Below are 14,918 nucleotides of genomic sequence, written 5' to 3' on the forward strand. Positions count from 1 at the left end.
TATGAAAAAAGTTGCAGGGTTCGGATTGATTTTGGTTATGTTATCCGTTAGTTGCGGCTGGGCACAATCCACTTCACCCGCTTTATACCAGATGAGAACGAAGGAATCGAACGCTACTGACAGGCGATTCCGAAAAATATTGGGCGATAATTACGACGGGCAGGATAAAAACCGCAAGGAGTACGACGACGACCGCAAACGCCGACGAAAAAAGCAACAGCAACAAACTACCGGTAGCCAAACCGACAACAATGGCTACGGCTCCGGCCCTGATTACGCCTGGCCAACTCACCTGATTGAGATGGGCATTCGGTTTGCTCCCTCACTCAATCTCAACACAGCCGAAGGTAGCGGGTCTTATGCTGGCTTCCGTAATAACGGCGCGGGGGTTCGGATGAGTGTTGGTCCAACGCTGGACTACTTTTTCTTCAAAGATCGATACGCTTTTAGTACCGGACTTTTCTACACAATCAAACGCTCGGGCTTTCAGATGCCCGGCTCCTTTGGTGAGTCGCGGTGGAATCCCGGTGCGCCCGAAAAGGAATCGGTTTATAATTTGCAATACCTCCAGATTCCGGCAACGGTGAAACTGTTTGCCAACAATATAGGCCCCAACATGCGGTTGTATGTGCAAACAGGCGGCTTATTGAGTTTAAAACTAGCTGAACATGCCGTGGAGCCAACCCGAAATGGTCTTTATATGGCCGAAAGTGGCGGCACCCGCCGACAATATGGCTTCGGTGATATTGAGCTGTTACTAGGTGCGGGGGTTCAATACCGAATCAACGAAAACAACGCATTCAACATCGGCATGAGTTATCAGCGTGGCCTGATCAACGTAGCCAGAGCCAATGAGCTAACCTCTAAAAACCGGGTCGTCTCGCTGGATTTAGGGTTCAAGTTTTAATGCAAATGTTTGAATCAATCTCTAGATTGGCCATAGCAAATTTGATGGGCCAAGCTGGAGCTTGGCCCAAACTTTTTAAATCCGCATTTCGATTCCTTTTTCCCGCAAATACCCTTTCAGATCGGGAATCTCGATTTCTTTGAAGTGGAAAATACTGGCGGCCAGTCCGGCATCAGCTTTGCCGGTGGTGAATACGTCGACAAAGTGATCCATGGTTCCCGCCCCGCCCGAGGCTATGACGGGAATGTTCGCTGCACCTGAAATTTGGGCCGTTAGCTCAAGGGCAAAACCAGCTTTGGTACCATCGGTATCCATTGACGTCAGCAGAATTTCACCTGCTCCCCTCTCTTCCAGTTCTCTGGCCCAGGCAATCGTACGAAGCTCCGTTGGCTTACGTCCGCCGTGCGTGTGAACGATGTGTTCGCCGTTTACAAAGCGTGTGTCAATAGCCACGACAACGCACTGACTGCCAAATTCCAAAGCGAGTTCGTTGATCAAATTCGGGTTGCGAACGGCCGATGAATTAATGGAAATCTTATCCGCTCCGGCATTGAGCAGCGCAGACACATCGGCAACGGACGAGATACCACCACCAACTGTGAAGGGTATATTAATGGTATGGGCTACGTTGCGTACGAGTTCAATAAGGGTTTTTCGCTCATCGACGGTGGCCGTAATATCTAGAAACACCAGTTCGTCGGCACCTTGTTCGGCGTAAACGGCAGCCAGAGCAACCGGGTCGCCCGCATCGCGAAGGTTGACGAAGTTGGTTCCTTTTACCGTGCGCCCGTCTTTTATATCGAGGCAGGGAATGATTCGTTTTGTCAGCATTAGTACGCAGTAAAAGCTTTAATAGACATCGTATTTTCGGGGCTGTCAATGGGTTTGAAGCCAAATTGCTCGTATAAGCCGTGAGCATCAAAGGTAACCAGCATGAGTCGGCGCAGCCCCTGCAATGGTGGATAGGCCATAATGAAAGCGACAAGCTTTTTCGACAAACCCCTACCCCGATGTTCGGGTAATATAAACACATCGGCCAGATAGCCGAAGGTGGCCTGGTCGGTAATCACCCGGGCAAACCCAACCTGACTGTCACCCCGATAGACGCCGAAGCAGAGAGAATTATCGATCGACCGTTGAACGATGTCAATCGGAATATTCTTGCACCAGTACGCTTCCTGACTCAAAAAGCGGTGAATCATCTCAAGGTCAAGTCTGCCTTTATCGTCACTGATGGTATAATCGGTGGTCATTTCCCGCTGATTTTTTGCAACTCCTTTAACGTCACGCGCCCTTCGTAAATCGCTTTGCCAACGATAACGCCGAAGACGTTCATATCGGCCAGGGTTTCAATATCGGCCATGTTGCTGACACCCCCGCTGGCAATGATGTTCAGGTCAGGAAACTGGTCCTGCATATTGCGGTACAGATCGAACGAAGGCCCCTGTAACAGTCCATCTTTCGCTACATCGGTACTGATCACGTATTTGATTCCCTTCTCAACCCAGTTCTGAAGGAAGTCATAGATCCAGACGTCGGTACCTTCTTCCCAACCGCTAACGGCGATTTTTTCATTTTTGGCATCGGCACCCAGAATTAGTTTTTCGGAACCCAGCTGCGAAAGCCAACGTTCCATCTGGTCAGGATTTTTTACGGCAATGCTTCCGCCAGTAACTTGCTTAGCCCCGCACTCAAACACAACCCGTAAATCTTCGTCGGACTGAACGCCACCACCGAAATCGACGTGCAGACTGGTTTTAGACGTTATCAACTCCAGCACCTTCCAGTTGATAACGCGTTTTTCTTTAGCCCCGTCAAGGTCTACTAAATGCAGGCGAGTCAGACCGGCATCTTCAAACTGTTTTGCCACTTCAAGCGGACGGGCGTTGTATTCTTTCTTCTGGTTGTAGTCGCCCTGAGTGAGTCGAACGGCTTTACCATCGATGAGGTCAATAGCGGGGATTATATGCATTTCTGTAGCACCGGGCATCGCGCCCGGCCGTGTTAGTAAGTTCTGGCTCTGTTGTTTGCCATAACGAGTGGGTCGTTGCAAATCCCTCGTTACTATTCTTCTCTTACCGGGCGTCCCGCCCGGCACTACAACGTTAAAAAGTTTTCTAAAATCCGCTGCCCCACATTTCCACTGATCTCGGCATGGAACTGAGCTGCGTAAAAATTATCCCGGTGCAGCATAGCGCTGAACGGCCGGACATAATCGCAGATAGCCGTCGTTTCGGGGCACACATCGGCCGCGTAGCTATGAACGAAGTAAACGTACGAGTTATCGTTCAGTCCTTCTGTCAGGGGGCCGCGCAGCGTATGAATGTTGTTCCAGCCGGTATGCGGCACTTTCAGACCCGCTTCATTCGGAAACCGCCGGACATCGATATCGAAAATGCCCATGCAGGTCGTGTTGTTCTCTTCAGAATAGCGGCACATGAGCTGCATACCCACGCAGGTGCCCAGCACCGGCTGTTTGAGCGACGGAATCAGTTTGTCCAATCCCCGTTCTCGAAGATAAGCCATTGCCGTACTGGCTTCACCCACGCCGGGAAAGATAACCTTATCGGCCGAGCGGATTTCGGCTTCATCATCGGTAAGCAGATAACTGGCTCCCAGCCGATCCAGCGCGTACATCACCGATTGCACGTTCCCCGCGTTGTATTTAATAATGACAGTTTTCATACATAAGAAAGCCCGGCTCTTTGGCAGAACCGGGCTTTGTATATTGTGGTAATCAGAAGTATCTATCCGAATTCACAAACACGAGCATCTTGTTCTGCTGCGTTACCGCTCAGAATGATGATGCCGATGAATTGTTGCCTGTGAAGTCATAGGGCAAAGGTAAACGCTATGGCCTGTAAATCAAAACAAACTTCCCTGTACTACTTTGGGTTGGAGAACGGGCTGACGCAGGTTCAGGCCACAGTGTTTGTTCAACTCGCGAATCCAATAAGCGATCAGTTCAGGAGCGGTGTCGTTGTCGCCACCACCGTGCACAAACAGATAAGCCCGCTGAAGGCCCTTTTCAAACCACGTTTTCAGCCGCTGCACCCAGGCATCGGTTCGCGCATAGTCCGTTGGATGACCTTCATTGGCAATGAACCGAAGTGTTAATACGGGGCTGCTCAGGCCCATGTGCAAGACATCCCGCCGACCGGCAACATCGGTAATGACCACATGCCGATGAAGGTTGAAAAGACGCTCAAGCGTTTGGTGCCAGACAGCCGTTTTGCTGAACCAATCTGGGTGGCGGAATTCGACGGCCACATCCAGCTCATCGGGCAGACTTTTAAGGTAAGCCTCCAGAACAGGCCATTTATCGGGGCTGAAATTGGGAGGTAACTGTAAAAACGTCATGCCCAGGTATTCTTCGAGACTCAAAACAGCATTCACAAACTCCTCAGTCAGCCCTTCGGTAGCAATTAGCTGCCGTTCATGGCTGATCATCTGCGGGAATTTAGGGCAATAGGTGAATCCATCCGTTGCCTCCATCTTCCACTTATCGATCATGCCCAGCGTCGGAATCTGGTAATGGGTCAGATTAAGCTCAATGGTATTGAACTGGCGGGTGTAGTAGTGTAGAAATTCCTTTTCCTTTGCCGTAGACGGGTACACTTTTCCGACATAATCTTTGTTAGCCCATACAGGTCCACCGATGGAAACCAACGGCTGACATCGCCCGCTATGCTGTATTTGCTCGACGGCCGACCAGATCCGGCCGTTGAAGGCAGCACCGGGCGGTAAGCTGAAATTTACGTTACTAAGGTTTTGTACTTTCCCGAATTCCATGTGTGCCTGATCATGAAGTGTAGTTATAAAACTGCCAAAGACAGGCTTTCGTTTTTTCGCCCTACCCAATTTAGTTAATTTTGCTTTTTATCCGTAATCCTCACAATCGGTTTTCAGGATAATGCCACGTTGCAGGATTGTACGGAACAGTATTTCAACTGATTTATGATTTCAAAGACATACGCCCCCCAGGAAATCGAGGAAAAATGGTATCAATATTGGCTTGATAACCAATTTTTTAAATCTACGCCCGACCCGGAGAAAGAGCCATATACTGTCGTTATTCCTCCCCCAAACGTGACAGGTGTGCTGCATATGGGCCATATGCTCAATAATACCATTCAGGATGTGCTGGTCCGGAAAGCGCGTATGGAAGGTAAAAACGCCTGCTGGGTACCCGGCACCGACCACGCCAGTATTGCGACCGAAGCTAAAGTGGTGGCTATGCTCAAGGAACGGGGCATTAGCAAGAAAGACCTGACCCGCGAGGAGTTTCTGGAATACGCCTGGGAATGGACGCATAAGTACGGCGGTATTATTCTGTCGCAGTTGCGTAAACTCGGCGCTTCCTGCGACTGGGACCGTACACGCTTTACGATGGAACCGGCTCTGCACGATTCCGTTATCGACGTGTTTGTCGACCTCTACGAAAAGGGACAGATATACCGGGGCGTTCGGATGGTGAACTGGGACCCACAGGGGCGCACGGCCGTATCCGACGAGGAAGTTATCACCAAAGAAATTCAGCAGAAGCTCGTTTACATCCGCTATGAAATAGCCGGAAGCAACGGACAGGATGCGATTACCATTGCCACCGTTCGGCCGGAAACGATCATGGCCGATGCGGCTATTGCCGTTAACCCCAACGACGAACGATACAAGCACCTGCACGGCCGGAAAGCCATTATCCCACTTATCAACCGAGAAATCCCCATCATCACGGATGAGTATGTGACGATGGATTTTGGAACGGGTGGTCTGAAAGTAACGCCCGCCCATGACCCTAATGATTACGCGCTGGGTATTGCGCACAACCTGCCCGTTCTGGATATCCTCAACGATGATGGTACACTCAACGAGAAGGCGCAGATTCTGGTCGGAACGGACCGCTTTGCGGCCCGGAAAGCCATTATAAAATTACTGGAAGAATCTGGTAATCTGGAGAAAACAGAAGAGTATAAATCGAACGTTGGTACATCGGAACGCACCGGCGCCGTTATTGAGCCGAAGCTATCGTTGCAGTGGTTCCTGAAAATGGACGAGCTTTCGAAACCCGCGCTGAAGAATGTAATGGACGATACTATTCATCTGGTGCCGCCCAAATTTAAGAACATGTACCGGTCGTGGATGGAGAACGTCCATGATTGGTGCATCAGCCGTCAGCTTTGGTGGGGACAGCGCATACCAGCGTTTTACATGCAGGATGGCACCATCATTGTTGCTAGAAACAAGCACGAAGCATTGGAAAAAGTACAGCACGAAAAACTGCTGTTTGCCATGACCGAGGCCGATCTGACGCAGGACGAAGACGTACTTGACACCTGGTTTTCGTCTTGGCTTTGGCCCATATCGGTATTCGACGGTCTGAAAGACCCTAACAATGCCGATATAAACTATTATTACCCAACCAACGACCTTGTTACGGCTCCCGAAATTCTGTTCTTCTGGGTAGCCCGAATGATTATTGCCGGGTACGAGTACCGGGGCGAAGCACCGTTCAAGAACGTGTACCTAACGGGTATTGTCCGCGATAAGTTGGGCCGTAAAATGTCGAAGTCGTTGGGTAACTCACCGGACCCACTCGATCTCATCGACCAGTACGGTGCCGATGGCGTACGCACGGGTATGCTTTTCAGTTCGGCGGCAGGAAACGACCTGATGTTCGACGAGAAGTTAGTGGAGCAAGGCCGGAATTTCAGCAACAAAATCTGGAATGCTTTCCGGTTAGTGAAAGGGTGGACGGTGGCGAACGATAACCTAGAGACAACGCGTGCATCGTCTTTACCCATCCAATGGTTCGAATCCAAATTGAACGCAACATTAATCCAGATAGAAGACGATTTCAGCAAGTTCCGGATTTCGGATGCATTACAAGCTGTTTACAAACTGATTTGGGATGACTTCTGCTCGCAGTATCTTGAACTGATCAAACCCCCGTTTGATGCAGTAACGGGTACCTCGCAACCCATTGACAGGGCAACATACGAGGCTACCATTAATTTCTTCGAGCAGCTAATGGGACTGGCTCATCCGTTCATGCCGTTTATTACGGAGGAAATTTGGCAGGATATTCGCGAACGGCAAGCAGGTGAAAGCATTTGTATCTCGTCGTTTCCGAAGGCCGGTACTGTCGATAGTCAGGTTCTGACTGATTTTGACACCTTATTTGAGATAATCTCGAATATTCGAAACATTCGGAACGCAAAACAGATTTCGCCTAAAACGGAACTTCCGCTGGCTATTAAAACGGGCACATCCGAGCGGTTTGGCAAGTTGGAAGCCCTGGTGCAGAAAATGGCCAACGTTTCGGCGATCAGTTATGTAAATGAGCAAGGCGCTAGTGAGGCCGCTTCTGGACTGGCCCTCTCGTTTCTGATTAAAGGCGATGAGTACTTTGTAAATATTGCCGGTGAAATTGACGTTGAGCAGGAAATTGCCAGCACACGTAAGGAGTTGGAATACAACATTGGTTTTCGCGAGTCGACGCTCAAGAAGCTGTCGAACGAGAAATTCGTTGCCAATGCCAAACCCGAACTGGTGGACCGTGAGCGTCAAAAATTAGCAGATGCCGATGCCAAAATACAGGCCCTGGAGCAACGATTGAAGGACTTAAGCGTATAGTTACTGAGACCCTCCTAATGACAATTAGCAATTGATACTAAAGGGGTTAATGACCAGTTTATAAATTTTAACCATATTTTTAAAGCAATAATGCAATTATTTGGTTAAATAATTGCATTATTGCTTTCTATAAATTCTATATCGTCAATGAACAAGTGTATCTTTCTGGACCGGGATGGTGTTTTAAATGAGGACCGAACGGACTACGTGTATCGGGTTGAGGATTTTATTATTCCCGACGGTGTGCCCGAAGCGCTCCGCTTACTGAAAGATGCCGGGTATTTGCTCATTGTCATTACCAACCAAGCAGGTATTGCTCGAGGGCTCTACACCCGCGACGATGTCATGGCTTGTTATCAGTATTTGCAAGAACAGTGCGGCCAACTCATCGACGATATTTACTACTGCCCGCATCACCCCAAATACGATACCGAGTCCCTAACCCGGAAACCCGGTTCGCTGATGCTTGAAAAAGCAATGGCTAAATATAATATCCTGCCTAACCAGTCCTGGATGATTGGCGACGCGCTCCGGGATATGCAGGCGGGTAAACGAGTTGGCGTTCGCACGGTTCGCATTGCCCATGAACCGGAGCTTACCCCCGAGTGTGATGGCTGCGCTCCCAACCTATTGGAAGCCTCTCGCTTTGTGCTGGAATATGCATAGACTAGGTATCAATAAAAAAGGGCTCTATTCTTGTTGAATGGAGCCCTTTTTTATTGATACCTAGTTCTTTACCTAAGCCCGAACTTGTCCAGAAGCAGGCTTTAGTGTGCTTCCGTAAGCTGGGCAATTTGCCTTGCGTGAGCATGACCCGAGCGATAACGTTGCCAGTACAGCACCAAAGATCAGTAGTTTTTTCATGAATCGATAGTCTCTGCTTTTGATTTAACCTTCAGATCTATAAACGAATATAGTGCCAAAAACAGTACGATTCGTTAGTTTTTTATCGGGCTGGCGTGCTAGCCCGATAAAATTAGTTTTCGTCCTTTATCAATTCAGCTTCCTCTTCACGCTCTTCAGCAGCTTCGGTCGCTTCTAATTCCGTCATACCTGGCTCAGCGCCACCGTAGCCCAGAATCTTCAGCATTACTTCGCTATTCTGCTCAGGAGCGAACAGACGGGTACGCAAATTACCTTCATCATCCTTGTCAACAATGACGTGCTGCGGAGCTGGAATCAGGCAATGTTGAATACCTCCATATCCTCCTAATGATTCCTGATAGGCTCCGGTATGAAACAGTCCGATGTACTGATCTTCCGTATCCTGGTCAAAAATAGGCAGATATAAATCGGCACTATGGGCTTCGGTATTATAAAAATCGTGCGAATCGCAGGTCAGACCACCTAAGTTCACCTTCTGATACGGATTCTCCCAGTTATTGACAGAAAGCATAATGTACTTCTGCCCCAAGCCCCATGAATCAGGTAGCTGAGTAATGAACGATCCATCGATCATGTACCACAACTCTTTATCGTTCTGGAGCTTCTGATCGATCACCTTATAAATTACGGCCCCGCTTTCGCCAACGGTATACGAACCAAACTCCGTGAAGATATGCGGTACAGGTACGTTGTTCTTGTTGCAGATCCACTGAATACTTTCCACGATCTGGTCGATCATGGCCTGGTAGTCGTAAGTAAACTGGAACGACGTCTGGATAGGCATACCGCCACCAATATCGATAGAGTCGAGGTCCGGACACATCTTCCGCAGTTCGCAGTATTTATACATAAAGCGACTTAATTCGCTCCAGTAATAGGCGCTGTCTTTAATACCCGTATTAATGAAGAAGTGCAGCATTTTAAGCTTGAACTTTTCATTCGGCTGAATTTTGCTACGGTACAGTTCATTCACATCACTATACCGAATACCTAAGCGAGAAGTATAGAAGGCAAAGTTAGGTTCTTCGTCTGTAGCAATCCGAATACCGAAATTAACCGTCTCGGCGGTTACCGAATTTTCGTAGGCCTCAATTTCTTTCAGGTTATCCAGAACTGGAATACAGTTTGTGAAACCCTCGTTGAGAAGTTCACTTATATATTGCGTGTATAGCGGCCGTTTATATCCATTACAGATAATGTAGGTGCTCTTACTAACTTTCTCCGCCTTATATAACTCCCTTATAATCTGGATATCGTAAGCTGACGACGTTTCGAGGTGTACGTTGTTCTTCAGAACCTCATCGAGTACAAACCGAAAGTGTGACGACTTCGTACAATAGCAATACGTATAATTCCCTTTGTAATTATACCGCTTCATGGCGTTCTTGAACAGCAGCTTGGCATGTTCAATATGCTCCGTAATTTTCGGTAAATACGTCAGTTTTAGCGGGGTACCGTACTGCTTGACAATGTCCATCAGTGGAACATTGTTGAACATCAGTTCATTGTTCTCGACATTGAACTCCCGGGTTGGGAACTCAAACGTCTGGTCAATCAGGTCATAGTATGTCTTCATTCTTACGTTTGACGCATAAAAGGGGATTTGTGTTCAAAAAACAGGCGCGAATTTCACCCGGAAAAATGGTGATCCGGCATTCCGGCTTTCCAAGTAAAGTTTATTCGTACGATAGTCAACGAAAAAGTGGGGGGTTTGATTCGGAAATCACATAAATTTAATAGTAGCTGAGCCTGGTTACCGGCCCGGCCAATTATCTTCTTTCCTGAAACCAAAAAGAACGTCTACTTTTGTCATTCGACACAGATTGATTTTACCGAATGTCTCAGGTTATTCATTTTATTTCCATTGGCGGCAGTGCCATGCATAATCTTGCCCTGACGCTTCAACAACAAGGCTACACCATATCGGGCTCCGACGACGAAATCTACGACCCGTCTCGGTCCCGCTTGCAGCAGCATGGCTTATTACCCGCTGAAATGGGGTGGTTTCCGAAAAAAATCCATTCAGGTCTTACAGCCGTTATTGTTGGTATGCACGCACACAAGGAAAATCCGGAGCTTGTTAAAGCACTTGAGTTAGGCTTACCTATTTACTCATACCCTGAGTTCATGTACCAGCAAAGCCAGCAGAAGCAGCGAGTCGTTATCGCCGGAAGCCACGGCAAAACGACCATTACCGCCATGATTCTGCACGTGCTCAAGTTCCACAACCGCAATTTCGACTACCTTGTAGGCGAGCAAATTGACGGGTTTGAGACTATGGCGAAATTGACGCCCGATGCGCCGGTTATCATTCTCGAAGGCGATGAATACCCATCGTCGCCCATCGATGCCCAACCAAAGTTCCTTCATTATCAGCCACATATTGCGCTAATCAGTGGTATTGCCTGGGATCATGTCAATATTTACCCAACCTGGGACGAGTACGTCGACGCTTTCGAATTACTGGCCGAGGCCATGCCCAAGGCCGGCATTTTGATTTTTGATGAATCAGATGATATGCTTGATGTGATCGGGCAGAAAGAGCGTGCCGATATCACAAAGATTCCCTACCTGCCACATCCGGCTACAATCGTTGAAGGCAAAACGATTCTGGTGACTAAAAAAGGAGCGCGGGTTCCAATACAGGTATTTGGCCAGCATAACTTGAAAAATATTGCGGGCGCTATGACCGTCTGCGACCGAATAGGTATTACTGAAGATCAATTCTATGAAGCCATCCCAACATTTAAGCCGGTGGCTATGCGACTGGAAAAAGTTGCCGAAAAGGGCGGACGAGTTCTGTATCGCGATTTTGCTCACTCTCCAGCTAAAGTAGAAGCAACCACCGAAGCAATGAAGCAACAATTTACCGGAAGAAAAGTCGTGGCTGTTGTTGAGTTGTCTACCTTCAGTAGTTTAAATAAAGCGTTTCTTAACCAGTACGAGGGCACATTAGACGCAGCTGATGTTGGAGTCGTCTACTTTTACGAAAACGCATCAGATGGCAACCCAGAGGCTATATCGACAACGGATGTACTACATGCCTTTAATAAGCCGGGTTTACATGTGTTCAATAAGCCTGAAGAGTTGCAAAACTTTCTGATTGATCAGCAAGAAGCAGCTACTGTCTTCTTGTTAATGAGTTCCGGCCAGTTCGGCGGATTAGCAATAGATGCGTTAGCTGATAAACTTTTATAAACAGGTTGACTTACAATTTTCTATACTTTTTAACAAACGAACGTTTGTTTTTCTATGCAAAGCATTGTTGTTTACTGTGCGTCGAGCCTCGGCGTTAACCCGATTTATAATGAAGTAGCCATAGAACTAGGCGAAAAGATGGCGGCAAACAATGTCCGCCTTATTTATGGCGGGGGTGGCTTTGGCCTAATGGGCAATGTTGCTAACGCTGTGTTAAAAAATGGGGGTGAAGTAACAGGAGTGATTCCCAACTTTCTCGCTGATCTGGAAGTGGCTCACCAAACTCTGACGGAGCTGCATTTCGTTGAAACCATGCATGAGCGCAAGTTCAAAATGGTACAGCTTTCCAAAGGCGTAATTGCCTTGCCCGGCGGTTATGGAACTATGGATGAATTGTTTGAAATCCTGGCCTGGCGGCAACTAAAATTATACGATGGCCCTGTCGCTATTGTGAACACCAACGGGTTTTATGACCTCATGCTAAAGCAACTCGATCGGATGGTTGCCGATGGCTTTCTTAAGTCGGAAAACCGGTCTATACTGCTGGTTGCAAACACAGTCGATGAGGTATTACTGATGATAAGTGAGTTCTGGGATAACGTTTAGCATCCCAGAACTCATCATTAGTTATCGTTTCGCTGCTGAAAAGGAGTAGGGAAAGTCAATCTCTTTTGTTCCCCGGTGGGTATCGGGCTTATCGGTCATTTGAAAGTCAAGTGTTGCGCCCTGCATCAACCCTTTATGACTTAGCCAATTCGGGCTGTAGGCCTTCCCATTGATCGTCAATGTTTTTATATACCGATTTTGGGCGTTATTGCCGGGAGCATTGATCGTTACGGTCTTACCACTCTCCAGCTTTAATGTAATTTTCTTAAATAAAGGTGCGCCCAGCACATATTGGTCAGTGCCCGGGCAAACGGGGTAAAAGCCCATAGCGGAGAACACATACCAAGCCGATGTTTGGCCATTATCCTCATCCCCACAATAGCCATCCGGCGTTGGTTGATACATTCGGTTCATTACTTCACGAAGCCAATACTGCGATTTCCAAGGCTGGCCTGCGAAGTTATAGAGATAGATCATGTGCTGAATCGGTTGATTACCGTGTGCATAATTTCCCATGTTCATAATCTGCATCTCACGGATTTCGTGAATCACAAAGCCATAATACGAATCATCGAAAACAGGCGGTACAACAAATACAGAGTCGAGCATTTTAGTGAACTCGCGACGGCCACCCATTAAGTCAACCAGCCCTTGCACATCGTGAAATACCGACCAGGTATAATGCCAACTGTTACCTTCTGTAAAGGCATCTCCCCACTTAAACGGATTGAAAAGAGACTGAAATGTCCCGTTCTCATTTTTACCCCGCATCAGTTTTGTGGCTGGATCGAAAAGATTGCGGTAATTCTGCGAGCGTTTGGCGAACAAATCAATCTCAGACTGGGGTCGCTTTAACTCTTTCGCAAGTTGATAGATTGTAAAGTCATCATAGGCATACTCCAGTGTTCGGGCCGCATTTTCATTGATTTTTACATCGTAAGGAACATAACCCAGGCGGTTATAGTAAGACGCACCTTTCCGACCAACCGAACTCAAGGGCCCTTCTGTTTGTGTATTCTTCAAGATAGCTTCATACAGGGTATTTATATCATAGCCCGTTCGAATACCTTTCAGGTAGGCATCGGCAATGATTGATGCCGAATTAGACCCCACCATACAATCTCTATGGCCCGGACTAGCCCATTCTGGCAGAAATCCACTTTCCTTATAAGCATTTGCCAACCCTTCCATGATATGGGCATTCATAGTTGGCTGAAGCAAGTTCAGCAGTGGAAATGCCGCCCGGAAGGTATCCCAGAACCCATTATCAGTGAACATATAGCCCGGTAGAACCTCACCGTTATAGGGGCTATAATGCACCACTTTCTTACTGGCATCTAACTCATAGAATTTTCTAGGGAACAACATTGTCCGATAAAGACACGAGTAAAAGGTCCGCAGCTGATCATCTGTACCACCTTCTGCACTTACACGACTTAACTCTTTATTCCAAATTGCTTTTGCTTTATCTTTAACTACATCAAATGAATCATTTCCTATTTCGGTCAAATTACGTTCTGCCTGCTCAGGGCTGATAAACGATGAGGCAACCCGAGCATAAACCTGCTCGCCTTTTTTTGTCTTAAAGCTTACCACAGCCCCTACGTGGTCAGCTGTTTGTTCGAGATCTTTTAATGCCAGTTCTTTTCCATGCCAAGTGGTTGTGTTAGCAAACGGTTTATCGAACTTAATAATAAAATAGTTTTTGAAGTTGGCAGGTACACCCCCGCTGTTCTTTGTTGTGTTGCCAGTGATTTTATTCTCACCAGGAATGATTTTTATAGAAGAGCCTTTATCTAATGCGTCAATAACAACGTGAGCTTCTTCCGTTTCGGGAAAGGTAAAACGTAAGGCAGCTGCCCGTTCAGTTGGGCTAATTTCTGTTGTTACATCATGATCTGCCAGGTAAACCTTGTAATAATAGGGTTTGGCTATTTCGGATTTATGCGAAAACCAGCTAGCCCGCTCATCTTCATTAAACCGAATTTTGCCAGTGATAGGCATAATAGCAAACTGTCCGTAATCATTAATCCAGGGGCTGGGTTGATGAGTTTGCTTAAAACCCCGAAGCTTATCCGCGTCATAGGTATATGCCCATCCATCACCCATTTTACCAGTCTGGGGCATCCAGCAATTCATACCCCATGGCAATGAAATTGATGGATATGTATTCCCAGTTGATAGACTTGGCTTTGACGCCGTCCCCATCAGCGGATTAATCAGGTCAACAAAGTCTACTTTCTGCTGTGTGGACTGGGCAGACGAATTTATCGTGGCCCAAATTAAAAAGATCAGCGTAAGCCGGTAAGTATGCATTGAAGAGTAAAAAGAGTTTCGCTTCATAGAAGTCAGAAATTTGAGCGTGAAATTACGTCAACTTCTCTTTATTCGATCGAGCCGGCTTCATGAAGTTACGATCTCAAGGTTACCTATTTTCTGCAACTTAACAATAGCTTTCAAAACCTTTAAAACGCAAAAAGCCGTTCACTGGGTGAACGGCTTTCGCTGTTTCAATAGGTGGCATCTTCCTACTCTCCCGCTTATGACAGCAGTACCATCGGCAGTACGGGGCTTAACGGCTCTGTTCGAAATGGTAGAGGTGAACACCCGCCTAAACTACACCAACCTAATTGACTCTTTCGACTGTGACCAGTCAATATCTTGTTGTCTTTTTTCCTACAGAGAGAGA

At 47.3% G+C, this 14,918-nt stretch carries 12 protein-coding genes; 5 read left to right on the plus strand and 7 right to left on the minus strand.

Annotation, left to right across the window (positions count from 1 at the left end; translation table 11 throughout):
• Position 1 precedes the first annotated feature (1 nt).
• A complete protein-coding gene (locus tag NT073_RS03990) occupies positions 2-907 on the plus strand; it encodes an outer membrane beta-barrel protein (RefSeq protein ID WP_297369101.1) in 906 nt (301 codons plus the stop codon).
• Positions 908-982: 75 nt separating this feature from the next.
• Here the strand turns inward: NT073_RS03990 and hisF are convergent, their stop codons facing one another.
• The 5 genes from hisF to NT073_RS04015 form a co-directional block, all read right to left on the minus strand.
• On the minus strand, positions 983-1,738 hold the full coding sequence (gene hisF, locus NT073_RS03995; RefSeq protein ID WP_297369104.1) for an imidazole glycerol phosphate synthase subunit HisF: 756 nt from the start codon (positions 1,736-1,738) through the stop codon (positions 983-985).
• Entirely contained in the window at positions 1,738-2,160 is a 423-nt protein-coding gene (locus NT073_RS04000; RefSeq protein ID WP_297369109.1) for a GNAT family N-acetyltransferase, read from the minus strand. The genes hisF and NT073_RS04000 overlap by 1 nt, the downstream gene beginning before the upstream one ends.
• Positions 2,157-2,879 (minus strand): 1-(5-phosphoribosyl)-5-[(5-phosphoribosylamino)methylideneamino]imidazole-4-carboxamide isomerase, encoded by a 723-nt coding sequence (gene hisA / locus NT073_RS04005; RefSeq protein WP_297369184.1) that lies wholly within the window; start codon positions 2,877-2,879, stop codon positions 2,157-2,159. Before hisA ends, NT073_RS04000 begins: the two co-directional genes overlap by 4 nt.
• A gap of 125 nt (positions 2,880-3,004) precedes the next feature.
• Complete coding sequence (gene hisH / locus NT073_RS04010) at positions 3,005-3,592, minus strand: imidazole glycerol phosphate synthase subunit HisH (RefSeq protein ID WP_297369112.1); 588 nt, start codon at positions 3,590-3,592, stop codon at positions 3,005-3,007.
• A 180-nt stretch (positions 3,593-3,772) separates the two neighbouring features.
• Positions 3,773-4,699 carry a DUF72 domain-containing protein gene (locus NT073_RS04015; RefSeq protein ID WP_297369114.1) on the minus strand — a complete coding sequence of 309 codons (927 nt, stop codon included), beginning with the start codon at positions 4,697-4,699 and terminating at the stop codon, positions 3,773-3,775.
• A gap of 165 nt (positions 4,700-4,864) precedes the next feature.
• Here NT073_RS04015 and NT073_RS04020 point away from each other — a divergent pair, with 165 nt between their 5' ends.
• Positions 4,865-7,540, plus strand: a complete 2,676-nt coding sequence (locus NT073_RS04020; protein WP_297369117.1) for a valine--tRNA ligase — start codon at positions 4,865-4,867, stop codon at positions 7,538-7,540.
• A 147-nt stretch (positions 7,541-7,687) separates the two neighbouring features.
• Positions 7,688-8,206, plus strand: a complete 519-nt coding sequence (locus NT073_RS04025) for an HAD family hydrolase (RefSeq protein ID WP_012929990.1) — start codon at positions 7,688-7,690, stop codon at positions 8,204-8,206.
• Between the two features lie 310 nt (positions 8,207-8,516).
• On the opposite strand, the gene NT073_RS04030 is transcribed toward NT073_RS04025, so the two are convergent.
• Positions 8,517-10,001 carry an arginine decarboxylase gene (locus NT073_RS04030; RefSeq protein WP_297369121.1) on the minus strand — a complete coding sequence of 495 codons (1,485 nt, stop codon included), beginning with the start codon at positions 9,999-10,001 and terminating at the stop codon, positions 8,517-8,519.
• A gap of 260 nt (positions 10,002-10,261) precedes the next feature.
• Between NT073_RS04030 and NT073_RS04035 the strand changes: the two genes are divergently transcribed.
• Entirely contained in the window at positions 10,262-11,623 is a 1,362-nt protein-coding gene (locus NT073_RS04035) for a Mur ligase family protein (protein ID WP_297369124.1), read from the plus strand.
• Positions 11,624-11,677: 54 nt separating this feature from the next.
• Positions 11,678-12,229, plus strand: coding sequence for a TIGR00730 family Rossman fold protein (locus NT073_RS04040; RefSeq protein WP_297369127.1), 552 nt, complete (start codon positions 11,678-11,680; stop codon positions 12,227-12,229).
• A gap of 21 nt (positions 12,230-12,250) precedes the next feature.
• Here the strand turns inward: NT073_RS04040 and NT073_RS04045 are convergent, their stop codons facing one another.
• Positions 12,251-14,545 carry a GH92 family glycosyl hydrolase gene (locus NT073_RS04045; protein ID WP_297369129.1) on the minus strand — a complete coding sequence of 765 codons (2,295 nt, stop codon included), beginning with the start codon at positions 14,543-14,545 and terminating at the stop codon, positions 12,251-12,253.
• Positions 14,546-14,918: the final 373 nt, after the last annotated feature.

Source organism: Spirosoma sp. (assembly GCF_026391055.1).
Lineage (GTDB): Bacteria > Bacteroidota > Bacteroidia > Cytophagales > Spirosomataceae > Spirosoma.